At 36.7% G+C, this 24351-nt stretch carries 22 protein-coding genes; 8 read left to right on the forward strand and 14 right to left on the reverse strand.

What is annotated here, in order from left to right; all coding sequences use genetic code 11:
- Window positions 1–1194: 1194 nt before the first annotated feature.
- Window positions 1195–2004, reverse strand: a complete 810-nt coding sequence (locus BUA89_RS01290) for a hypothetical protein (RefSeq protein WP_143152241.1) — start codon at window positions 2002–2004, stop codon at window positions 1195–1197.
- A gap of 1019 nt (window positions 2005–3023) precedes the next feature.
- Window positions 3024–4628 (reverse strand): helix-turn-helix domain-containing protein, encoded by a 1605-nt coding sequence (locus BUA89_RS01300; RefSeq protein ID WP_072952820.1) that lies wholly within the window; start codon window positions 4626–4628, stop codon window positions 3024–3026.
- A 264-nt stretch (window positions 4629–4892) separates the two neighbouring features.
- On the opposite strand from BUA89_RS01300, the gene BUA89_RS01305 reads away from it, so the two are divergent.
- From BUA89_RS01305 to BUA89_RS01320, 4 genes are all read left to right on the forward strand, one after another.
- Window positions 4893–5762 (forward strand): SDR family oxidoreductase, encoded by an 870-nt coding sequence (locus BUA89_RS01305; RefSeq protein WP_317043370.1) that lies wholly within the window; start codon window positions 4893–4895, stop codon window positions 5760–5762.
- 122 nt (window positions 5763–5884) lie between these two features.
- Entirely contained in the window at window positions 5885–6796 is a 912-nt protein-coding gene (locus BUA89_RS01310) for a helix-turn-helix domain-containing protein (RefSeq protein ID WP_072952821.1), read from the forward strand.
- A 5-nt stretch (window positions 6797–6801) separates the two neighbouring features.
- Window positions 6802–7122: a MazG-like protein gene (locus tag BUA89_RS01315; protein WP_072952822.1), complete on the forward strand. Its 321-nt coding sequence runs from the start codon at window positions 6802–6804 to the stop codon at window positions 7120–7122.
- Window positions 7119–7670 (forward strand): DNA-3-methyladenine glycosylase I, encoded by a 552-nt coding sequence (locus tag BUA89_RS01320; protein WP_072952823.1) that lies wholly within the window; start codon window positions 7119–7121, stop codon window positions 7668–7670. The genes BUA89_RS01315 and BUA89_RS01320 overlap by 4 nt, the downstream gene beginning before the upstream one ends.
- Before the next feature lie 65 nt (window positions 7671–7735).
- Here BUA89_RS01320 and BUA89_RS01325 read toward each other — a convergent pair whose 3' ends face one another.
- The 8 genes from BUA89_RS01325 to BUA89_RS01360 all read right to left on the reverse strand — a co-directional run bounded on the left by BUA89_RS01325 (window position 7736) and on the right by BUA89_RS01360 (window position 15342).
- Window positions 7736–8245: an LptA/OstA family protein gene (locus BUA89_RS01325; protein WP_072952824.1), complete on the reverse strand. Its 510-nt coding sequence runs from the start codon at window positions 8243–8245 to the stop codon at window positions 7736–7738.
- A gap of 599 nt (window positions 8246–8844) precedes the next feature.
- Window positions 8845–10323 (reverse strand): FAD-binding oxidoreductase, encoded by a 1479-nt coding sequence (locus BUA89_RS01330; RefSeq protein ID WP_072952825.1) that lies wholly within the window; start codon window positions 10321–10323, stop codon window positions 8845–8847.
- Window positions 10324–10357: 34 nt separating this feature from the next.
- The gene (locus BUA89_RS01335) at window positions 10358–10705 is read right to left on the reverse strand and encodes a hypothetical protein (protein WP_228420506.1); all 348 of its coding nucleotides are present in this window, start codon (window positions 10703–10705) and stop codon (window positions 10358–10360) included.
- A gap of 8 nt (window positions 10706–10713) precedes the next feature.
- Complete coding sequence (locus BUA89_RS01340) at window positions 10714–11082, reverse strand: hypothetical protein (protein WP_072952826.1); 369 nt, start codon at window positions 11080–11082, stop codon at window positions 10714–10716.
- Window positions 11083–11137: 55 nt separating this feature from the next.
- Window positions 11138–11620 (reverse strand): hypothetical protein, encoded by a 483-nt coding sequence (locus BUA89_RS01345; RefSeq protein WP_072952827.1) that lies wholly within the window; start codon window positions 11618–11620, stop codon window positions 11138–11140.
- Between the two features lie 20 nt (window positions 11621–11640).
- Window positions 11641–12600: a hypothetical protein gene (locus BUA89_RS01350; RefSeq protein WP_072952828.1), complete on the reverse strand. Its 960-nt coding sequence runs from the start codon at window positions 12598–12600 to the stop codon at window positions 11641–11643.
- Window positions 12601–12644: 44 nt separating this feature from the next.
- Window positions 12645–14231 carry a patatin-like phospholipase family protein gene (locus BUA89_RS01355; protein WP_072952829.1) on the reverse strand — a complete coding sequence of 529 codons (1587 nt, stop codon included), beginning with the start codon at window positions 14229–14231 and terminating at the stop codon, window positions 12645–12647.
- 211 nt (window positions 14232–14442) lie between these two features.
- Entirely contained in the window at window positions 14443–15342 is a 900-nt protein-coding gene (locus BUA89_RS01360; RefSeq protein WP_072952830.1) for a magnesium transporter CorA family protein, read from the reverse strand.
- A gap of 72 nt (window positions 15343–15414) precedes the next feature.
- Here BUA89_RS01360 and BUA89_RS01365 point away from each other — a divergent pair, with 72 nt between their 5' ends.
- A complete protein-coding gene (locus BUA89_RS01365) occupies window positions 15415–16437 on the forward strand; it encodes a 3-oxoacyl-ACP synthase III family protein (RefSeq protein WP_072952831.1) in 1023 nt (340 codons plus the stop codon).
- 253 nt (window positions 16438–16690) lie between these two features.
- The gene (locus BUA89_RS01370) at window positions 16691–17383 is read left to right on the forward strand and encodes a hypothetical protein (RefSeq protein WP_072952832.1); all 693 of its coding nucleotides are present in this window, start codon (window positions 16691–16693) and stop codon (window positions 17381–17383) included.
- A gap of 40 nt (window positions 17384–17423) precedes the next feature.
- Here the strand turns inward: BUA89_RS01370 and BUA89_RS01375 are convergent, their stop codons facing one another.
- Window positions 17424–18593 (reverse strand): thioredoxin family protein, encoded by a 1170-nt coding sequence (locus BUA89_RS01375; protein ID WP_072952833.1) that lies wholly within the window; start codon window positions 18591–18593, stop codon window positions 17424–17426.
- A 280-nt stretch (window positions 18594–18873) separates the two neighbouring features.
- Here BUA89_RS01375 and BUA89_RS01380 point away from each other — a divergent pair, with 280 nt between their 5' ends.
- Window positions 18874–20496: a tetratricopeptide repeat protein gene (locus BUA89_RS01380; RefSeq protein ID WP_072952834.1), complete on the forward strand. Its 1623-nt coding sequence runs from the start codon at window positions 18874–18876 to the stop codon at window positions 20494–20496.
- Between the two features lie 259 nt (window positions 20497–20755).
- Window positions 20756–21649, forward strand: a complete 894-nt coding sequence (locus tag BUA89_RS01385; protein WP_143152242.1) for a hypothetical protein — start codon at window positions 20756–20758, stop codon at window positions 21647–21649.
- 103 nt (window positions 21650–21752) lie between these two features.
- Here BUA89_RS01385 and BUA89_RS01390 read toward each other — a convergent pair whose 3' ends face one another.
- The 3 genes from BUA89_RS01390 to pruA all read right to left on the reverse strand — a co-directional run bounded on the left by BUA89_RS01390 (window position 21753) and on the right by pruA (window position 24312).
- Window positions 21753–21965 (reverse strand): hypothetical protein, encoded by a 213-nt coding sequence (locus tag BUA89_RS01390; protein WP_072952836.1) that lies wholly within the window; start codon window positions 21963–21965, stop codon window positions 21753–21755.
- Window positions 21966–22115: 150 nt separating this feature from the next.
- Entirely contained in the window at window positions 22116–22325 is a 210-nt protein-coding gene (locus tag BUA89_RS01395) for a cytochrome C551 (RefSeq protein WP_072952837.1), read from the reverse strand.
- Window positions 22326–22686: 361 nt separating this feature from the next.
- Entirely contained in the window at window positions 22687–24312 is a 1626-nt protein-coding gene (gene pruA / locus BUA89_RS01400; RefSeq protein ID WP_072952838.1) for an L-glutamate gamma-semialdehyde dehydrogenase, read from the reverse strand.
- Window positions 24313–24351 lie beyond the last annotated feature (39 nt).

Below are 24351 nucleotides of genomic sequence, written 5' to 3' on the forward strand. Positions count from 1 at the left end.
AGAATCCTGATAAATTGTTTTTGTGTCGAGAGTTTTGCTTACGCAGATGAGAGTATCTTTTACAGACAGACTATAAAAGCAGTGCTTTAGAAAATCCTGAGATTTTTTAAAGGCAGTCAACTGAACAAAAGCATCGATGCATTTGTTATACAGAAGTTGGGATCAAAAAAGATTGTGATGGTAGGGGCAGGGTGTTTACCCAGAAGGTGAAATCCGTGAAGGTTTGATAGTGGACATTGGTTTCATGTTTTAAAAGTTTATTATGCTTGACATTACTTCGCAAATGTAGAGCGAGACCTGTATTTTTAAAAGAAAATACCTTTTCGTTTTCCGAAAACAGAAAGTTTTTAAAATGTAAATGATTGATAGGTAGTGTTTTGTAGTTGTGTTAAAATCCCGTAATAAATCTTATTGTGGTGACTATTGTATGGTGTTTAATCTTTGGAAAACAGAAAAATAGTTTTAAGAACTAAGCTTTTATGATAGAAAACAGAGAATAAACCCGCTGGATATTTTGATGTATTTTTGTCCCTTCGAGTGATTTTTGAAAAAAATCGTATCGAGAAGTTCAGGATTTTCAAGACAAATTCTCGATACATTTTTTCTCCAGTTTGTTCTGAAAAATACCCAAGTGACGAATCCACTATCAATATTTTTCAAAACCTATAACTACAGTACTCTGAACAAGGGGGTTCGAAAGGGGATACCCCCCTTACCTAAGGGGGTATCGGGGCTTGTCTAAGGGACTAAAAGTACTTTGCCAACGGGCTGTAACTCCTTATAAATGGGGATTTAGGGACTTCCGGAATCCCTGCAGACCGTTTCTTATGCCTCGACAAACCCTTACCTAAGTACCAAAAGTGACTTCGGAAGGGTAAATACCCCCTTACCAAAGGGGGTATCGGGACTTGTACAACGGGCAGTCGGCACTTCGGAAATGCCTGCCGATACTTATAGAACTGCCTTTCGACCGTTATAGAAGTGTCTTCCGACGGGTAGTGAAGTGTGTAGAGGAGGTATGACAACGGGTTAGCACTTCTTAGCGTTTTGGAATTGCCGATTGACAGCTTGTCTAAATATAATATCAAGATAACTATCAATATGAACTAAAAAATTAAGGCGGTCTCTGTAAGAAACCGCCTTTTTAAAGCTAAAATATAAACTGTCGTGTAAGCAGTCTTATAGTGTGGCCTGCTAATTTCGGTTATAAACTTCTGCTCTGGCCTGTATTCCCCACATCGTCAGCCCATTTACTGCAGCACCTGCTTCCGATTCTCGTATTACCTGAAGGTTAAACGTATAGGTACCCGGCGCTAAATTTGAAATGGAATAGGCCGCAGGAAAATTATATCGGTACGGGGTTGAGCCATTAGCGAAAGGAACCGACCATGAGGCCATGGTAGTAGAGGCATAGGTGGCGGCAGATACTCCTGTCTGAACAATCTGAAATCTTAATGATCCCATCGCGGCCCCTCCGGCAGATACATCGCCCCAGCCGTCGAATTTCAATACAACTCTGGATTCTGTATAACCGGCAGGAACAGTAATGGTTACGGTACTGCCATTCACAGTCTGATATGTAGTACCTGTATTAATGGGCTGCAAAACATTTAATGTTCCATTAAATCCGCTACTAGTCAGTTTCCAGCTGGTATCTGGTAATGTGCTTACTGCCAGATCCAGATCCCAGCCATTGCTTCCGTTAGCAGTCAGGATTCCGTATACTCCCGGAGCTACCGTGTAAGTATTGGCGGGTACCGTATTACCGCCGATCCGTATAGTTTGTCCTGCTACTGCCGTAAGAATAAGATTGGAGGAGGTACTGTTGTTTTTTATATAATACTTTCTTCCCCTAAAATCTGAAATACTGTTATCGGTAGCAGACATAGAAGGTAAATTAAGTACAGACACTGTGGTTCCCGAAAATGAGACATGGTAGTCATTCGTTGTTAAAACGTCTGTTGTGGTAATTTCTCTAAAGTTTCCTTCTATAGAACCGGCCACAGCAAGTGTGCTGGACGGAATGGCGTTGTTAACGCCTATCTGTGCTGCATGTAAAAATGGAATAAAGACAGCAAAAAGTAAGATTTTTTTTTCTCATTGTTAAAAGTTTAATTGTTTTACATATTTTTTATTGAATATTTATGATTTGGCCCCACAAATAAACAAAAAAGCTTAATTATACGTATATAGTTTTATATTATTTATTTTTAATGTAGAATTTAATCTACGATATAATGGGAGCTGGCATAAAAAAAGACTGCCTTGAAAAACAGTCCGACCAGAGTAATCACTACCATTTGCTTAACCATGTATTTTATAAATAATTGAGAACGATTCATTAGAAGTGCTTTTTTGAATGTAAAATCAATCGTTATGGCAATGCTAAATAAGTTAAATGTTGTGTATTTCATGTAATGTCTTCATTTTGAGGAAATTTTGATAAAAAATTGTATCAAGGAGTTTGTAATGAGGAAGATAAATTCCCAGAATCTTTTTTCTCTATTTTATTACAAAAAAATATACGAATTATTAGGCCTTATATCAAATTTTAAAGTTTAGTTTAAACAGTATAAACTAAAAAAGAATACAGGAAAGCTCTTCCCTGTATTCCGATACCTAACTAAACCCGTGGCTTCACATCTGCTGTATCTCCATTCATAAATAAGGATAAACAGCTATCCGGCGGAAATATTTAAAACATGTGTAAATTCTGTCAAGGCTTTACATACCGGAAATCCACCACGGATGTTACTGCGGCCCGCTGTATATCGGGCAGTCTTGCATAGCAAAGGTACCTATGGCTCTGGTTTTCTGAAAATAAAGACCTTTTCATTTTCAGAAAAAGAGAAGCTTTAAGAGTTTAAAGTTTTGATTCTTAATGATTTGTTTTTTTATGTTACAGCATTATGAAGTAAGTAGAGAAGAATAAGCAATGGAAGAATTACCGAAAACGTAGCAAAGGAATAAAAAACCTGTACCGAAGCGGTACAGGCCAGTGTAAATAATTAATAATTATATTTCTAATTTGATGTTTTCTTTTTAGCGTTTTCCTGCTCTGCAAAGGCAATAAAAGCAGAAGGGGAAATCCCGGTAATCGACTTGAAAATGGTCGTAAATTTACTGTGTGAGGAAAATCCGCATTCTTCAGCTAGTGCACCTACTTTGTATTTCCTATATTTTTCGGAAGTATTGAGCTTATGGATAATGTAATTGATCCTCAGCTTATTGATATAGTTTTTGAAATCGGTTCCTTTATACTTTTTTACAACATAAGAAATGTAACGGATGTTGGTATTGAACTCCATCGCAAGATATGACAGGGAAATCTGGCTGTTGTTGTAAAGTTCCTCTTTTTCGAACCGCTCGAGTTGCGTCAGGATATGAGTTTCGGTTTCCTTGTTGATGGCAATTTCTGCAGGAATTTTTTCGGATTCAATCTCTTCGGCTACGGTTTCTTCTTCATTTTCAGTCTCTTCAATATGGGAAGTGTCTACTTTGGTCTCTAAAACATATTCTGCTTTTTCTTTATAATGCATAAGAATGTTTTTGAATTTTTTGTATTCTTCTTTGTGCTTCTTTCTGTTGATGATAGAAATCGTGAGAAGTCCAAGAATCAGTAAAACAGCAATACCGATGACAATATTCTGGATGCTGTCCCAGTCGGCATATTCCTGATTTTGCTTTTCAAACCTGTTATAATTTTCATCTACAAATTCTGAGGTATCAGTAAGAGCATCATGCAGGGTTTCGGCATATTTTTTTCTGTACAGACTGGCTTTTTCAAAATCATTCTTTTTTTCATATAAATCTGCTAAGACTCTGAAAACAATCTTTTTTATGCTTGAATTCTGAGCGGTTTCAGCAAAATTCAAAGTTCTGAAAAGAATTTTTTCTGCTTCATCGTAATCTCCATCATTTATTAAAACTTTTGCCAGACCGATATAGGCAAGCGCCTTATCATGAGTTGATTCGGGTAATATTTTTATCGCTTTTAAGAAATAGACCTTGGCCTGTTCGTAATTATGCTTAATAGTGTATATGGTGCCCAAGGTGTGATAAGCATGTCCCGTATTTAGGGTATCTTCAGGTATTTTCGAAAGATAATTAAGGCTTTGAAGCTGATGCTTTAACGCCTGATCGACATGATCATCGGTTAATTCACCTTCTATTAACTCAGCAAAAAAACGCGCTTTTATCATGGCCTGTTTTTTAGGATCTGTTATTTTATCCGATATCTTAAGTCCTTCTTCTAAATATCCTTTAGATTTATGTGGGAGTCTTATAAATCGGTATTCTTCAGCCAAAAGTCCGCGAACTCTTGCCTGTAGCTCGTAGTTTTCAGTTTTATCGAAAATTTTTTTTGCTCTTTCTGCGAATTTTAAACTTTCATCATATTTGTCATGGAAAAAAAGAATATTGGCAGACAGGAGAAATCCTCTTCCTTTAATTTCAGAAGTTTTAGCTGTTTTAGTAATAGAATCGGCTATTTGTAAAGCCCGTTGGGGATCTTTAGGAGCTATTATATTGGCTGTTCTTACAAAAATATCTTCTGAAAGACTGTTTATTTTTTGTGCCCACACTACAGAAGAATATAGGAAAATGATAAAAAGTAAATTTTTCGCCATAGTTTAATTAGGTAGGAAAATTTTTCAGATAAATATTGATTTAGATTAATTTTAGCAAAGATAAATTAAAAATTACCTATTATGATTAAATTTTTCATTAAATGTGGTATTTATTGAAAATGAGGTTTTTACCGGATGGGATGTGTCTTTTAAGAGTGATTTATTTTAATTTCTGCCTGATGTTTTACGGATATCTTCATGTTTTTGCAATGGACTTACACAATAAAATTAAAATTCGTCAATATAACTACGAAAAAACTCAATATGGCTACACCGGTGTTTTCTTTTCTGAAGACCTTTGCCTTGTTAATCATCAACAAAATCAACATGCAGAAAACAATCTTTATTACAGGGGCTTCATCAGGATTAGGAAAAACAACCGCAAAATTATTCCAGTCCAAAGGATGGAATGTGATTGCCACCATGAGAAACCCCGAATACGAAACAGAGCTGAATACGCTGGAAAATGTAACCGTTCTGAAACTGGATGTATCAGAAAAAGACGAACTGGAAAAAACAGTGACCGAAGTATTGAAAAGCCACAGCATCGATGTTGTTCTGAATAATGCCGGCTACGGATTGATCGGACCTTTGGAAGCCTTTACCGATGAGCAGATCCACAAGCAGATTGAAACCAATCTCATGGGTGTCATCCGGGTGACCAAATCGTTTACTCCTTATTTCAGAGAGAGAAAGGATGGTGTTTTAATCAATATTACCTCAACATTTGGGCTAATGGGATTTCCGACCTGTTCTATTTACAGTGCAACCAAATTTGCCGTAGACGGGTTTTCCGAATGTCTTGCGTACGAACTGGCTCAGTTCAATATCAAAGTAAAAGTTGTGGCACCGGGCGGAATCCAGACTGATTTTGCGGGACGCTCCTTAGACGGAGCTTTCCATGAATCGTACAGACAGCTGGCAGAAAAAGTACAGGAAGGGTATTCTCCTGAGCAAATCGCCAACTACTCCAAACCGGAAGATATTGCACAGATTATTTTCGAAGCAGCAACCGACGGAACAGGGCAGCTGCGCTACATCGCCGGAAAAGATGCCAATATATTATATAAAGAAAGAATGGAAAATGGAGTGGAGCAGCAGGTTCAAAAAGTGAAAGAAGGATTTCTTTTTTAGATATCAGAAATGAAATGTGAAATGGTAGCGGTGATTTTCAATTAATAATTCATAACTTATCATTCATAATTAATAACCCCTCCTGCCAGACAGTTGTCACCAACCCGCCTTATCTTTGCTTTATGAAAACAAAACCTCCCATTCATTTTACCTCTTTATCGGCACTGCATGAAGCGATGGGACAGCCTTCGTCGTTGCATCCGCTGATAGGACTGATTGATTACGGGAAAGCGGTTTTCGATCCGAAAGAGTATGAAAACGGCATTAAGCTGGATTTTTATAAGATTTCATTTAAAACAAAATTCAAAGGGAAGATTAAATACGGACAGGGATATTATGATTTTCAGGATGGCGGCATGTCCTTCGTTTCTCCCGGCCAGATACTGAGGATGGATCAGGAGGAAGCCGATTACAGCGGGATGTCTCTGCACATTCATCCTGATTTTCTGCAGCCTTATCCTTTGGCTCGGAAGATCAGAAAGTGTGGGTTCTTTTCCTATTCAGCTGCGGAAGCGCTGTATCTTTCAGAAAGAGAGAAACAGACCATTTCGCATATTTTTAATGATATTCAAAATGAGCTGAATGAAAGAATCGATGCATTCAGTCAGGATGTGATTATATCTCAGATCGAACTTTTGCTCACCTACAGTAACCGTTTTTACAACAGGCAATTTATTACCCGGAAAGCGGTGAACAACGACCTGGTTTCAAGGATGGAACAAGTGCTGAACGATTATTTTGAGCATGAGAAAAGTCTTGAAGGCCTTCCTACCGTGGAATATCTGGCTTCCCAGCTGAATGTAACACCGAGATATTTAAGCGATATGCTCCGTCTGCATACGGGGCAAAATGCACAGCATCATATTCACGAAAAATTAATAGAAAAAGCGAAAGACTATTTGTCTGCCGAGCAATATTCTGTTTCTGCAACAGCTTATCAGCTGGGGTTTGAGCATCCGCAATCGTTCAGTAAGCTGTTTAAAAAGAAAACCTCTCTTACACCTAACGAATTCAAGCAGTCATTTCAACAATAAATACTATGGATCAGAATAATTTAGATATCATCATCAAACGGTCTCTGGCAATCAGGGAAAAGTATCATCAGCTGGAAATTCAGCAGAATGGAAAAGAATGGACGACGGAGCAGGATCCTTTGGGATTTTTAACCGATGCCGGTTTGGTTGGCAGAAATGTAATGTCACATGAGAAAACATGGACGAAACCCGATTCTGCGGAAGAGCTGGAACATAAGTTAGGAGAAAGCATCTGGTGGCTGATTGTCTTGGCAGACCGCACAGGAATTGATATTAAGAAAGCATTAAATACATTTTTAACCAAAACAGAAGAGATTTTACCATGAGTTATTGTTTAGCCATCGAAGGAATGCAACCCGAAAGCAGAAGGGCGCTTCACAAAAAATACCACGACAATCATTACGGGTTCCCGATTCATGATGACAATGAACTGTTCGGAAGGCTGGTGATGGAAATCAATCAGGCAGGTTTAAGCTGGGAAACCATTTTAAAGAAAGAAGATAGTTTCAGGCTCGCTTATGATAATTTTGATATTCAAAAAGTAGCGGCTTACACAGAGGCTGACCGTGAGAGATTATTAGCAGATCCCGGAATTATCAGAAATAAATTAAAGGTAAATGCAGCCATCGAAAATGCCAAAACCATTATGGAACTTCAGAAAGAATTTGGTTCGTTCGAAAAATGGCTGGAGCACCATCACCCGAAAACCCTGCCGGAATGGATGAAACTGTTTAAGAAAACCTTCAAATTCACAGGAGGTGAAATTGTAAATGAGTTTTTAATGAGCATCGGTTATCTGAAAGGCTCACACTCAGAAGGCTGCCCCGTTTATCATAAAGTACTGGAACAAAAGCCGAAATGGAAGGAAATCTGATCGTGTTTTGTGATCCGGAAAAAGAAAAAGTCTTTTCGTAAGAGAAGACTTTTATCTGGTGAGTGTTATCTTAAACTTCTCACGTTAATATCGGGCTTTTCGCCCTGCGGAACAATAAAAATGGCATTATCGCTGATGGTATCTCCCGCATCAAAATAATAGCTGCCTGTAACAGGAATAATGCTGTTGGTCAACTTTCCGGATTTGTCATACGCTGAGTAGGTGACATTGATGATCTGGGCTTTCATTTTCAGCTCTATTTTTTTAGAGGTAAGCTTCGCTCCGGTGGCATTGATGCAGTCTAGCTCTACGATTCCGGTATTGGTAACGATCTGTGGAAATGAAGAAAGTCTGATGTTATAAGACTTATCGGAGGTATTTTTCACCGTCGCTGAAACTTTATAGCGGTCGAAAGATTTCCCGCCGTGTTCTATTGTTTCTTTATTGAGGATATTGAAGGTAACACTCATCCCCTTGAGCTCGGTGGTTTGCCCGTCTGAAAGTTTTTGGGCTCTGTAAAGATGACTAAAACTGATGATTACAAAAAGTAAGCATACAAAAAGTGATTTTTTCATGGATTAATATTTTGGTGTTTGTGGTATTAAAGCTACGGAAAATATTGAAATCCCGTCTTTGTTTTTCTTTCGTTGTACAAGAAAATATTACTTTTCTACTGGGTGACACACTCGGGCGAGTGTGGGGTCCTCATACGGGCGAGTGGGTACCCTCCACTCGGGCGAGTGTGATGTATACACTAGAGCTTTCATGTTTTTAAGCTCCTGATGGTCCAGTTCATCATGATGTTTGTAATTTAGTTTTATTTACTTATGTAAGACGTATGTATTTTAATTCGTTTTCGTCACTTTGAGTAGATCTTTGAAAAATATCGTATAGAGAAGTTGTTGAGCTTAAGACTTAAATTTTTTTATCATTCATAAGTTCTCGATACATTTTTCTACGCTACGCTTCGAAAAACACTCGAACCGACGGTGCAACTTTTTTTATATAAACCGAGCGTCACTTCGAGTGCGGAGCGAAGCGGAGTGTATCGAGAAGTTTTTGTTGAAAAGACAAATTTTGTGCTTGGGTTCAAGGGTTCTCAATGCATCCCGATTTCATTAGGACACTCAAATCGACGAATTGAATATCAAAATATTTCCAAATCTACAACGTTTTATTTATAATGAAGATAAAACTTATTCTCAAAAATCTCCTGCGGATCATATTTTCTTTTCAATTGAAAGAAAGAATCTGCCTGAGGATATACTTTTCTCATTTTTATTTTATCAATGTGAAGACGATACGGAAAGTAGAATGTTCCTTCATTTTTTAGGGTGAGATCTACCAGTTTGTTGGTGAGTATTTTCATTGCCAGCTCCTGCTTATCTGTTTTCTTCTGGTTGAATAGCAGAACGAAGCCGAATACATTTTCTCTTGCATAGTTCATATAGCTGTCTTCATCTTTATTTACCGCACGGATGGTGATATTTAGCAAATCGGGCTCAGCATTTTTAAGAACGGGTTTTATGTCTTTGATAAACTGATTGAAGTTTCTTTCGGGGATAAAATATTCCTGCAGCAGATCTGTAGAATTGGGATCTTTATTTTCGATAAGGGAAACATGGTCGTTCAGCAGTTCGTTTCTGGAGTACACGGCATCTTTTGTCATTTTATTCATTCCGGTTTCAAGATCCCAGCGTAGCCTTTTTCCGTATTCGCTGTTTACTGTACTTCTGAAAACCAGCCGTTTCGTTTCTTCGTTTTTGGCATTTTGTAGGGGAAGAGAAAGTGGTTTTTCATCAGCTTTCACAAAATAATTAATGGTTGCTTCTTCCAGAAAACGTTTGTTGGAAATTCTTAATCTTCCAAAAACCAAATTAACATCAGGATTGGCAGAGATAAATTTTTTATAGTAATCTACATAGTTTTCCGAACGAAGTCTTATGTATTTATATTTCAAAGCAACGTTATCAACAACATTGAGTTTTACATCCAGAATAATCCCGAAAAGGCCATAACCACCGATAACCAGCTTAAAAAGTTCAGGATTTTCCGTTCTGCTGCAATTGAGAATTTTACCAGCATGGTTCATTAAAGTAAATGAAACTACGCTTGAAGAAACCGGAGGGAGATTTTTTTGCCAGCCATGGCCATTCACACTCATTGAACCGCCCACAGAAAACGAACTGAAAGCCTGCATTACCGCGATCGATTTTCCATGTTTGTCTAAAAATTTTATAGCATCTTCCCAAAGTGCACCCGAACCGATGGTAAGAATATTATTCTTTTTGTCGAGTTCCATCTGTTTGTAAGGAAGCATATTTAATAGGATCCCATTCGGATAGATGCTGTGGCCGCCCATGCTGTGTTGTGCGCCGGCTATGGAAACTTTCAGGTTTTTCTCTTTGGCGTACTGCAAAATCTGTTGAAGTTGTTTTTCAATTTCCTGCTTGGTTTTCGGAACCTGAACAAGAGTGTCAATTTTAGTTAAATTCAACTGACTGGCATCGTTCGTATATCCTTTTGGAATTTCAGTTTTTTGATAACCGGATTCGCTCCATTTTGTTTTTAAAACATGGAAAACAGGAACAGAAATGAACAAGAGAATCAGCAGTACGGACAGGCTGAGGATGTAGAAATATTTTTTCTTCATTGGTAAAGGTTGTGGCTAAAAGTAATTAAATTCTTTATTCTGTATGCCAGCTGTGGCTACAATATCTGCATTGCTTCGCATAAGGAGTTCTTGCCAGTTTTCCGCATTTCGGACAATTGTTGAAAAAAACTTTTTCAGGAGTTTCCGACATAATACGTTTCACAACATTCATTTCAAATTCTTCATATCCTTGTTTTAAAAGGTTGAGAGTTTCAGGATCATTATTAATCCATCCTCTTTCCGTCATTATTTTTCTCAATGTTTTATTATCAGCGCTTTTAGACATATACATCTGATGCTGTAAAGCTAATTTTTCATTGTTAGTCATTAAATTACCGAAGTAGCTAATGATGTAGCTGATGGTTTCTTTATCTATCTTCATTATTCAAGCTATTTAATCTGGCTTTTTATCCTTTGAGAAAGCATGGCGATGATTCTTTTGTTGTAGGATTTGCTGTCGGAAAGGTAGGTTTTTATTTCTTCCAAAATAAGCATGCCAATGGTTATTCCGATCAATGTATTTCTCAGTGCATTATCTTTTTGAAGACTCTGATCAATAAAATCAAACTTTTGTACTGTCGTAAGGGAGTCAAAATCGGATGTTTTTCTGAAAGCATAATCCTTGAATATGAGAATATAAATATCATTCTGCAATTTTAAAATGGGACGCAGTACCTGGTTTTGGAATAATTCCGTTTCGTTTGTATTTTCGAATATCGGAAGAGATAGATTTTCTCTTAAATCTGTTTTGCTTGCCATATTATCTGGTTTGTACTTAACTCATCTTAAATTTAAAATCAATTACTAAAACGTCCTATCTTTTATTTAAATCTTCAAAATACCGTTTTTTACACGAATCAAATCTCCAGTAATTGTAGCTATTGATTCCGGTTTCATTAAATCTGGCCATAGGATTTTCGACTGTCATTCTGTTTTCAAAAGCAATGCATTCTTCATAAATCTCTGTTGTGAGTTCCGTGTAATGATAAATGATGAAGTTGGATAAATGCAGCATTTCTATAATTTCAATATTCAGTAAATCTTCAAACTGATAAAGTTCGCAGTACATGCTTTCATAATCATTATTGGCTATTTCATCTTCCCAAAATTTATCGTCAACTGCTTTAAATATATCATTAAAGTGAGGATATTTTTTAGAAAATTTTATGATATCATCAGTTTGATATCCGTCATCAGAAGTAGGAATAACCAGAAAATCATTATCAAAAAAATGGGGAAGCTCTTTGGGTACTTTTGCCTGATCTTTTGTAATAATTAAGCATATTCTATGGGCCATTGGTTTGTTGAATTATTCGTTTATTTAAAGGACATGTCTGTTTTATATCGGTATCTGAACATCGTTATATTTTTCAAGCTTTGTTTGAAACTTTTCTTTTTATGTTCTATCATTTCCTGTCTGCTTCCAAATCTTCTCAGAGAATTTTCAGTAAGATATTCAAATGTATTTTTCAAATTTCCACAAATTTGGCATCTGTCTTTTATAACTGATTTTCTGCCACAAATTATACATTTTTCTAAACTGTTACAGATTTCACTAATTTCTTCTTTCTGGATTTCTGTAAGCAGTTGAGCCGGGATTTTTCTTAACAGCTTAAAAAAATTAAAATTTTCATTAGAAAAAAATATATGATCCGTTTCATCATACTCCTTTATCATTTGTTCTTCTGATGAAAGTTTGTTTAAAGTAATTCTAAATGCATCATAATTATTGTTTTCCCATTCAATATTATTGATATCAGACCAAAAAATATAATGTTTCTTTTCATCAAAATACAAAAAGCCTTTCTTGTCTATATTGCTGATCCTGAATTTTTTTAAATATTTTAAATAACACTTTTTGCAGAAATAATAATCACCGTAGCTTTCTACATTTCGCCTATTTCCACAGACACCGCAGGTAGACTCGAAAATTATAATATATTTTTCCAGAATTTCATGGAATTTTGGATTTACTTCTGTATGAAATCCACGAAAGGTAAGGCGTCCCCATGAATATTTATAATCTAATGTTTGTGTAAAAGTCCAGCCATTGGCAATAAGCTCTGAAAACATTTTTCTGACCTGTTTTTCCCATCCGGCGAAAACATCTTTTATGACTAAACGGATATATAATTCCTGATTGAAATTATCAAAGTTAAAATCTCTGTCAGCAAGTTCCATCTTCATTTGAGAATATGAATCCCCGCTGTAATGAGTTTTATCCATGAAAAATAGATAGGCTAAGAAATCTGTCTGATAGTCTCGAAAAGGATTCATATTTTAGTTACCATTAAAAATCGAACTAAAATACTCAAAATTCCTTACCCCACCGTCTTCGTATCCTCTTCCTTTAAAATCTTTTTCTCCTTCATAGACAGCATCATCCTTTCGCATTTGTATTTCTGCCAGTCGAAATTATTAAGAAAATCTAAGGCTGCTACAAATCCACGATTGAATAGTTCCTCTTTTTCTTCTTTTTTCATGAAGAAATTCAGCCAGCTGCTTGTTCCGCAATTCACGGTCTGGATGCTGAAAAGGTGGTAGAATGTATGTTTGGTAAGAAATGTTTTATCGTTAAAACCTTTCAGTGTGCTGATGATATTTCCGGCAAACGAAAGGGGAGACTTTAAGATCTGCTCACTTGTTTTTCCCTTTTCTGACAGAATATCCGAGTCGCTGGTCAACTGTACTCCGAATAAAGGCATTCTCGGGTAAAAAATATCAGTGGAATGGAAAAGGTCAATCGGGAAATTGGAGATACTTCCACCATCGATGAAAACGCCGACAGGGTTAATATCTTCCTGCCTTGTGTTCATCCAGAATTTCCAAGCATATTTTACCGAAGTATCATTTTTGTTAATTTGTTTCTGAAAAGGTTCAAAAAAGAAAGGAACTGACATTGACGCACGCACAAATTCTGCCGGACTGATGTGCTTAAGTTCTTCCTCAGACCAGTATAAGTTGGCCATGGTAGGTAGCTCTACTTTAATCTTGGCATTGATATCTGTAGTAATTACAGTATATTCCGACTTTAATGAATAAAAAGGATCTTTTTTATAATACTCATTGTTGACAGCACCTTCATAGAAAATTTTATAACGGATCTCGTCGATATGTTCTTTATTGTTGGTTCTGATCTCTTCAATGCTTTTCAGTGCAATATCGTAATATTGGTTCCCGTTGCCGTACCGATAGTTGAGATTAAGGTCTTTCCCCTGTTTAGCAAATTTTTCATTCAGTGCAGCAACCGTTCTTATACCAAAGCTATCCAGCACATCTTTCATTTGGGTCATGAAAGTATTCCCGGGATTAAGTCCCGAATTTGCTTTTTTCAAATCATTATAAAGCTTTCTGAAATAAAGAAATGCAATGATGATGGGAATAATAGGAATCAGAAAAAGGAGTTTTGCACGCAATGTGGTTTCCGAAGAAACGGCAAACGGAGCAATAACCAATATCAACATCAGAATAGCAGCAATAATAGCATTGATTTTGATGAAATTCTTGTTGTTCAGTATTGAATGAATTGTTGTTTTCACATACGATTTTCCATCCATAAAATCCGAAAAATTCCAGTTGAACAGAATGTCTTTGATGACTTCGCTCTTGGCTTCTTCTTTGGTCTTGTAGGCTGCAATCAGCATGGTATTAATCGCTCCGGCACTTGTTCCCGCCACTTTCAGAAAACGGATTCCGAATATTTCGAGCCCATACAGATAGCCCACTAATGCACTTCCCCAGACACCGCCGCCTTCCTGAACAAATTCTACATATTGATTGCCCTGCTCATCTAAAAGATCAGAGAACTCTTTGGCTGAAATATTGGCGTATAAAGAAGAGAGCTTTTCTTTGGATTCTTTTGAAAGAACATTTTCCTCAAGAATTTGGTTTAGAGTTTCAGGTTTCATGACAATTAGGTTTTAACAGTTTTGTCATTGCAGCTCTGAAATTAGGACGTTGTCTCTGTTGTCAGAGTATGGGTTTCGCGGTTCGCAATAACAAGGGTAATGATTTAACATAATAAAAATACGATGTTTTACATATTCGTTTTTATAATTTAAAATTAATTTTAATTAAAATTTCAGTAAGCAGGGTTTTTACGGGATGACAGGCGTAAAATTACCATTGTTTTCTTCGGGCATAGATAAAAGTACAGATCACCACTACTGCCATTACTCCTAATACTGCGTAGTATCCGTATTTGTGGTGAAGTTCCGGCATATTGTCGAAATTCATTCCGTAAACTCCCGCAATAAAAGTGATTGGTAAAAAATATACCGAATAAATGGCCAGTACTTTCATCACCTGATTGGCTTTCTGATCCGAAAGTGCCAGAAACATAGAGATCAGGTTGGTAATCTGAATATTCAGATGGTCGAAATCTCCGACAACGTCTTTGTGTTTATCCTTTAAATCAACAACTTCGGAGTCTTTAAGGTTCAGAAGTTTAAATTTATCTACTGCATCCGTAGAAATGGTAAGCACACGGGAATTCAGGCCGGATTTTCTTTTCAGCTTGTATAATCTTTTAATCTGATTGGTATGATTGGTGTTTTTTAGAAAAATTTCATTTTCTATATTATCCATTGTTTCCAGAAGGCTTATCGATTCATCATCAAAACTTTTCATGACGAGCAATGCTATTCTTAGGGCGATATGTCCAGAAGTTGTCTCTTCTTTCAGGCATGATACCTGCTTTTTGGTTTCCGTAATGCTTTTGGTTTTCATCCTGTGGATGGTGATAATCGTCTTGCCTACAAGAAAAATCCCTATTTTGGTGCTGATATCACTGATGGTGTTGAGGTTTTTACGTTCAAGCTCAGTGCTTTCGCGGAGAAGGAAAAATTTTACCTCTTCGTCTTCTTCGTATTTCGGTAAATGGTTGGGATCTAAGGTATCTTCCAGAAGCAGGTTGTTGATTTCATATCTTTCATGAAGGAATTTCATGTCTTCTGCAGTAGGAGCTTCTACATCCACCCATTCGCACTGAGAATCTCTGTAAATTGTGTCAATTGGCATACCGTAAAAATAGTAATATTTTGAAATACTATGTCTTAAATAATTTTATCTTTGTCAAAATTAAAAAACTATATGATTAAGAGTACAATAAAAGGGATAGGATTTTATGTTCCGGATAACGTTGTTACCAATGATGATTTAGCAAAATTAATGACCACCAACGACGAGTGGATCACAGAGAGAACCGGTATTAAAGAAAGAAGACACCGAAAAGACAGATACGATTCTCAGGAAACCACTGCTTATTTAGGTTTTAAGGCTTCCGAAAAAGCGATTGCCAATGCAGGTTTAACTTCAAAAGATATAGACTATATTATTTTTGCAACCCTTTCACCGGATTATTATTTTCCGGGCTGTGGCGTTTTATTGCAGGAGATGTTGGGTTGTGATACAATCGGAGCATTGGATGTCAGAAACCAGTGTTCGGGGTTTGTCTATTCGATGAGTGTGGCGAATGCTTTTATTAAATCAGGGACTTATAAAAATATTTTGGTAGTAGGGGCAGAAATTCATTCTTTCGGACTGGATTTTTCTGATGAAGGAAGAGGAGTTTCCGTTATTTTTGGAGATGGAGCCGGAGCCATTGTCCTTTCTGCAACTCAAGATGAAAATGCAGGAGATATTTTAGCGATGAATATGCATTCTGAAGGAAAATATGCAGATGATCTTTGCACACAGTTCCCGGGGTCTAAATTCGGCTGGAGCGATAGGATGAGAAAAGATCCGGAAAATGTTACCAACAAAGAAGTATACCCGATCATGAACGGAAATTTCGTTTTCAAACATGCCGTAACAAGATTTCCTGAAACCATGCAGGAGGCTTTAGATAAAGCAGGAAAAACAATCGATGATGTTGATATGTTTATTCCGCATCAGGCGAATTTGAGGATTGCCCAGTTTGTTCAGCAGAAATTCGGATTGCCGGATGAGAAGATCTTCAACAATATTCAGAAGTATGGAAATACAACGGCAGCTTCTATTCCGATTGCTTTAAGTGAAGCGATCGAACAAGGGAAAATAAAGAGGGGAGACCTGGTTCTTCTTTCTGCTTTCGGAAGTGGTTTTACTTGGGGAAGTGTTTTGTTTGAATATTAAACAAGAATAATTAATTGGATTATAGCCGCATTCACCATTAATGCGGCTTTTTTTATGGAAAATTGATTCAGATTAATATTTATTATTCTAATTGATTGATTATTAGTTTTTAATGGAATTTCACTAGATTGTTAATTTTTATTCATTTTAGTGTGAAATATTTGGGAGTTGTTTTAATTTGAATTAACTTGTGGTATGTAAAATTAATATATTTTAATTTTTGTTTGATTCTATTAACCATAATTCAAAAAAAATGAGAAAAATTTTATTATGTTTAACCCTTTTATTATCTATATTAGGTTATTCACAAACAGGGGTTAATACCCCAACACCCCAAAGAACATTGCATGTTAACGGATCTCTACAGGTCACGGAGGAACTGAATGTTGGCGGTAGTGCCACTACGGCAGGATCAGCGGGAATAGCAGGACAAATACTTTCTTCAAACGGAGCAGGATCAGCGCCAACTTGGAAAACACTAAACTCCGTAAGCGGAACTATTGCATCTGCAAATTACGTACAAGGAACTACAGCTTTAACTATTAATCAGGGTACTACAGCCGATGTTCCCGGAGCTACTATTACATTAACAGTACCTACCGGAATGACCCAAACTTTTTTGTTTACGGTTTTAGGATACGCTGTTAATTCGGTAACAGGAGGTGATACAGGTACTCAGGGAGTATTTAGTTTGTTGCAAAATGGAGTAAAAGTTTCTTCGGCATATACGTCAACAAGTTCTACAGGAAATTTGGTAAATCTTCCGGCTCCAGTAACATTTTTAAAATCTATAACACTTTCGACAGGGACCTACATTTTCAAAGTTCAGTATTCTTCTTGGTTCGGAAATCAGATTGTAAATTTTGTCCCTTCAACATACGGAGGTTACAACGGAGATACAGAAGCTATGCTCACCAAAATGCAGGTATTGGTTTATAATAATTGATAAAAATAAAAATCCGCAGAGTGCATCTGCGGATTTCTTATTATTGTACTGAAAGTGTTTTCAGTAATTTTTCGGTATCTCCGGTATCTTCACCGGCTGCTTTTCCAAGCGCTACCGATTTTTCTGCCCAAATCTTAGCATTTTTCTTATCACCTACTTTGTTGTAAAGATTAGCTAAAGTATCGGTGTTTGCGTAGTTTTCATGCTTTTTTACAGATTCCTGTGCCCATACTACTGCTTTTTCCAAAGAAGATTTAGTCGTTACATTTTCAAAGAAATTCCATGCCAAAGAATTCAGTTCTTCAGAGCTTGCTGCGGAAGTATCTTTGTTTAATTCTAAAGCCAATTTTTCATATTTAGCAAAATCTTTATCTCTTAATGCTCTGTTTGCCTGTGCTTTTTTCAGGGTTTTTTCAGCTTCCTCTTTTGATAAGAATTTCTGTGCTTCTGTCAGGAAATAATTATCATCCCAAGATTTTGTATCTGCTTTGTATGACTTCTTAAACAAAGTACTGATCTTGATATTTTTGTCAATTGCATCATACTTTTCAGTAGGAAGTACTTTTGTAATTTCCGCTCTTTTTGACTGAAACGTTTTGTACAACGGGCTATCTGTAGTCTGTGTAGCTGAAAGTAACATCTGTACATCTTCCATATTCAGCTCTGTTTTTCCTGCAAAATATCTTTCCAATACTTTTCCTGCAAATTCGGCATCGTTATAAATGGTAAGACTTGCAAGGTTTTTCAAAAATTCAGGATCTTTTTCTCCGTTTTCAAATTTTTGCTTCAATGCCGTTAGTCTCTTGTTCGGATCTCCTGCATCTTTCGCAAACTGAATGAAGTCTTTTTCTTCCACATATCCTAAAGTTCTGTGCACCAATTCACCGTTTCCGTCTACGAATAGGTAAGTAGGGAATGCTTTTACATTATATTTTTTAGCAATTTCAATTCCTTCCCCTTTTTCCATATCGATTTTGGCATTCACAAAATTGGCATTGTAATAATCACCGACAGGTTTTTGCGGGAAAACATTTTTCACCATCAGTTTGCAAGGTCCGCACCACGTTGTATACGCATCGATAAATACAAGCTTGTTTTCTTTTTTAGCTTTTGCAAGAACTGCTGCGAAGTTTCCTTCTTCAAATTTAATCCCTTGTGCAAGAGCTAATGCTCCGATGAAAAGGGCTGAGAATATTGATAATTTTTTCATAAAACTTTTTATTGATTGCAAATGTAATAATTATGTTACCAAATCAGTCTTTATAAAACAAAAATAGTTACACTTCTGCTTTGATTATTTTTTTCGGTTGAGGTTAAAATAAACATTTTGATACCACATAAGTAAATAAATTGTTGAATTTTTACTTTAACATTAATTAAGCGTATTAAATTTTATTAAAAACTAAATTATTCTTAATTTTGTGAAAAACAAAAAGACACTTCTTTAATGATGAATTATTATAATAACCATGATAATAATTTGTTAACGTATGTCTAAAAGTTTTCACAGACTTGTAGTATTTTTATTGATTTCAATCCATATCCAAGCTCAGAAAAAAAACGATTTCGAAACCATCTATCAAGGCACTTCCGAAATTACCTCGCCCAGAGAAATGTCTGAAGCATTGCACACAGCAAATTCTCTTTATCAAACTTCTACCAGCTCATTAAACAAAGTTAAAACCCTTATGCTTTCTGCTCATTTATATCAGCAGGCCGGAAATTTCAAAAAATCGGTGGGATATGGTGAGAGGGCCTACGCTTTGGTGAATACTATTTCTGATCTGCAGTGGAAGTTTAATATAATGATATTTCTTGCTGCACAATACAGGCAAATAGGGCTTTATGAAAAATCTAAAAGATATGTTACGAAAAGCTGGGATACTGCCAATAAGATCAAAAATCCTGATCAATATAAGAAATCAATGGGAATTTTGAATCAGGAACTGGCGTATTATGAATTTTCCCAAGGCAATTTTTATGCGGCAAGAGATTTTGTGAACAGGTCATTACAGTATTTCAAACAATTTGAAAATATAAATGTTAAATTTCCTTCCGCCGCTTCTTATCAGCTTTTAGGAGATATTTATTTTAAGCTTAATGATCTTAATAGTGCCGAAATCAACTACAGAATTTCCGAAAAAATGCTTGGTGGGTTTTCGCATCTTTTAGGTTGGGTATATAACGGTCTGGGAGCCATAAGAATTAAGCAGAAAAACTGGAAAGAAGCCTACCTATATATGAAAAAAGCGGAGGGCGTTGCTGAAAAATCGGTTAATCCTGAGCTTAAAAAAACTGTATATGCAACTATTAATGATTATTATGAAGGCATTGGAGATGATGAAAATGCTGCGCTGTATGCCAAAAAATATTTAAAAGCATTCAGTGAAGCTAATGGTAAAAATGGTGAGGTGCCAGGCAATGGTGAAGAAATTATGATAAACAAAAGCGGCCGGCAGATTAGTATTGCTAAGAATGTAATCATTATTGTTCTTTGCTCTGCTTTAATCGGTTCTTTTCTGCATTTTCGTACAAAACAGAGGAAACAGCTGGCAAAATTAAGACATATTCTAAGAAGCCAGCGGAAAATAGCCTCTAAACCTGTAGAAGTATCCGTGAAACATGAAGAATCTTCTTTCACCAATGTATCTGTGGAGAAAATTTTTGAAAACAGTGAAGAAGTGGGTAAAAAGCGCAGCGAATCGCTGATGACCCCTGAAACCGAAACCAAGCTGCTTGAACTTCTGGATGATTTTGAAAAGGGGAGTTTATACAATAATAAGAATATGTCTCTGCCTTTTTTGGCCGGAGAATTGAGCACGAATACTAAATACCTTTCGTATGTGATCAATCAGCATAAAAGTTCAGATTTTAAAACCTATATCAATCGTTTACGGATCAATTATATTGTCGACAAACTTATTAATGATGATAAATACCGGCAATATAAAATCAGTATTTTAGCGGATGAATGCGGATTTTCTACTCACAGTAAATTTGCTTCGGTTTTTAAGATCGTTACCGATTATTCTCCTTCAGCCTACATAAAGTTGCTTGATTCCGATCGCCGGAGCGATAAATATGCCGGTTTTCGGGAAAATAAACATCAATAATCATTTTTTATATCTTATTCTTATCATTTTCGGGAAAACGGATAACTATTTGTTTTAGCTGAAATAGAGACTTTTTTATATTTGCGGCAGTTTTACGGGGCTAACCAAATACTGCAGTCACCAGACCTTTTCCGGGAAAAATAAAGTTTCGTACAACACACCTAAACACTAAACTAAGAAAACTACTAGCTCATGGTATAGAATATGTAACCGATATTTTATACCCAACCATGAAACATAACTAGTAACAATTAAACGGATGAGAACAACTTTTACAGTCGTTATGGCTGCTGTATTGTCTAACTTTGCCTATGCGCAGGTCGGCATTAATACGGCAAATCCAATAACGAGTCTGGATGTCGTTGCCAAAAATGGTGACGGATCCACAGCGGAGGGTATTTTGCCCCCGAGAATGACAGGAGATCAACTGCAGGCAGGAGATTCCCAATATACCAATGCACATGCCGGGACCATTGTATTTGTAACTTTGCCGGTAACTTCAGCTACTTCAAAAACAATTAATATCAATTCGCAGGGATTATATTATTTTGATGGAAATATCTGGCAAAAAATGATGCTGGGTGATGCAAAAGCTTTAAACAGTAAAAATATAGGAGATATTAAAAGCTCTTTTAAAACAAGTGATCACGACGGATGGTATCTGCTGGACGGAAGGAGCCTATCTCTGCTTTCTCCGGAAAGTCAGGCTTCTGCTGAAAGTCTTGGACTGACAAATAATCTTCCTGATGCGACAGACAGGGTTTTGAAGTCAAAAGCGAATAATGAAATTCCGGGAACCGTGGGGGGAGATAACTCTATAGCCATAAAGCGGGAAAATTTACCGAATATCAATCTATCGGGAACTGTAGAAGGTATTGCTCAAGCGGCAGGAGCTCACACGCATACGCCTACAGAAGGAGGCTTTTTGTTGGGGGGAACTATGGTTAATAATAATGGTACCAATAATTATCAGGGAGACGGCAATTCATTTTCATGGGGTGGTATCGGTATGATCGGGGTAACCGCTGCGTCGGGAACTCACATGCATAATGTAACAGGATCTGCTTCTGTGCCTACAGGAGGTAGCGGAACCACTGTAGATAACAGATCTGCATATCTGGTAGTGAATACCTTTATCTACTTAGGAAGTTAATAAGACTATCAGTTTACAATACAATCGGGGATGATTGCCCGGTTTTTTCAGTCAAGTTTTTTTAAGTACAAAACCGCAGACCAACTCTGCGGTTTTGTTGTTTTTATTTTGTTTTCAGCGTATCTGTTGCTGTTTTCGTGCTGTCGGCAGAAATTGGCTGTACAGCTTCTGAATTGGCAACTGCAGAATCTCCCATCGAATTTCTTATAGAATCTTTATTGTGATCTTCTTTAAATTCTTCTCTGTTCTCCTTTTTATCGGCACAGCTTCCTAAAAATAATAAGCCAAAAAAGGCGCATATCCATAATTTTCTCATAGTAATTTTTTAATGTTTAGTATTATATCAAATATAGTGATTAAAGTAAAAAGTAAAAAGTAAAAAGTAGTTTCTTATACTTCTGTGCTAAAAACAAAAATCCCCAGAACTTTCATCTGAGGACTTCCCGTTATTATGTTAAACCTGTATTTATCGTACTGTGTTCGCTGAATCCATTTTCATTTTAATACTATCCGGATTAACTGTTGCTGTGTTCACAGTGTCTATAGTGGCAGGCGGTACTGCTGTTGTATTGTTTACCGCTGCAGAATCCGAATTATTGGTTGTCATTGAGGATTCTTTTGTTCCGCAGCTTATTGCGAATATTCCTAAAGCTGCTATTAACAATAAATTTTTCATAATATTTTGTTTTGGTGTGTGTTATACATAGTCCAATTATTATTCCTAACAGATCTTTCAGATACTAAAATAGTGATAAATTGATTTAAAATATGTTAATATTCAATGATTTATATTTAATATGGTTTGCAACGAGCCACGAAGTGGCGGCATACTATAGGATAGGATGTAAATCCTATCACCAATTAATGAAATAATATTTAGATTAACATTGAAATTTCTATTAAAATATTTAGAGATTGCGAGGAGCGAAGCGACGAAGCAATCGCGATCATCAAATAAACAAAAGCCCCGAAACCGAAATTCCGAGGCTGTATGATCAAAGGGCAACAATTACTTATTGCTTTTTACTCATTATTGATTAACCAAGATATGGATATTTGTAATCTTTAGGAGAAACAAAAGTCTCTTTAATAGATCTTACAGAAGTCCATCTCAACAAGTTCATTTTGGAACCTGCTTTATCGTTTGTTCCTGAAGCTCTTCCACCTCCGAAAGGCTGCTGACCAACAACCGCACCAGTCGGTTTGTCATTAATATAGAAGTTTCCTGAAGCATTTTCCAATGCTTTGAATGCTTCGTTTACGGCGTATCTGTCTTGTGCGAAAACAGAACCCGTTAATGAATAAGGAGAAGAAGAATCTACCAATTGTAAAGTTTCAGCCCATTTTGCATCTTCGTAAACGTAGACTGATAAAATCGGACCGAAGATTTCTTCAACCATACTTTCGTACTGAGGATTTGTCGTTTCAATAACTGTAGGATTTACAAACCATCCTTTAGAATCATCAGTTTGTCCGCCGATTACAACGTTTGCTTCGCTTGAAGCATTTGCTCTGTCGATATATCCTTTACATTTTTCGAAAGAATTTTTGTCGATTACAGCATTTACAAAGTTGGATGGATCTTCAGGAGAACCGATTTTAATAGAAGCGATCTGAGTTTCCATTACTTTTTTCACATCAGCCCAAAGAGACTGAGGAATATAAGCTCTGGAAGCCGCAGAACATTTCTGTCCCTGATATTCGAAAGCACCTCTTACCAAAGCAGTCGCCACAGCTTCTACGTTAGCAGATGGGTGAGCGATAACGAAGTCTTTTCCACCAGTTTCACCAACGATTCTTGGGTACGTTCTGTAGTTGTGGATATTATCACCGATCATTTTCCACATTCCCTGGAATACTTTCGTAGAACCAGTAAAATGAAGTCCGGCAAAATCTCTGTGTGCCAAAACTTTCTCAGCAGTTTCTTTTCCGTCGGTAAAGATCATGTTGATAACACCTGCAGGAAGACCAGCTTCTGTAAGGACATCCATAATTACTTTTGCTGAATATACCTGCTTATCAGATGGTTTCCAAACGACTACGTTTCCAAGCATGGCCATACAAGTTGGTAAATTTCCTGAAATCGCTGTAAAGTTGAACGGAGTTACCGCAAAACAGAATCCTTCCAATGGTCTGTATTCCACTCTGTTCCAGATTCCTGAATCAGAAACTGGCTGTTCGGAATACATTTCCGTCATGAATTCTACGTTGAATCTTAAGAAATCGATCAATTCACAAGCAGAATCAATTTCAGCCTGATGTACATTTTTAGATTGTCCGATCATGGTAGCCGCGTTGATTACATCTCTGTAAGGTCCCGCCAAAAGATCAGCTGCCTTTAAGAAAATTGCCGCACGCTGCTCCCAGCCCAGCTCATTCCACTGTTTTTTTGCAGCCAGTGCAGCGTTAATCGCGTCATCTACGTGTTGCATTGTTCCTCTGTGGTAAAAACCGAAATCATGTGCATGATCCTGAGGCGACTGAAGCTGAACTTTATCATCAGTTTTTACTTCTTTTCCATTAATGATCATGGGGATTTCAATCTTTTCAGCCCACATTTTTTTGTATTGAGCGATAAGGCTTTTCACTTCCGGAGTTCCCGGTGCATAAGAATTTACCGGCTCGTTTACTGCAAATGGTACTTGCGAAATTGCTTTAGACATATTAGTTGTATATTTTTTTATTTGCTAATGATACAAATT

It is taken from the genome of Chryseobacterium arachidis, assembly GCF_900129245.1.
In the GTDB taxonomy this organism is placed as follows: domain Bacteria; phylum Bacteroidota; class Bacteroidia; order Flavobacteriales; family Weeksellaceae; genus Chryseobacterium; species Chryseobacterium arachidis.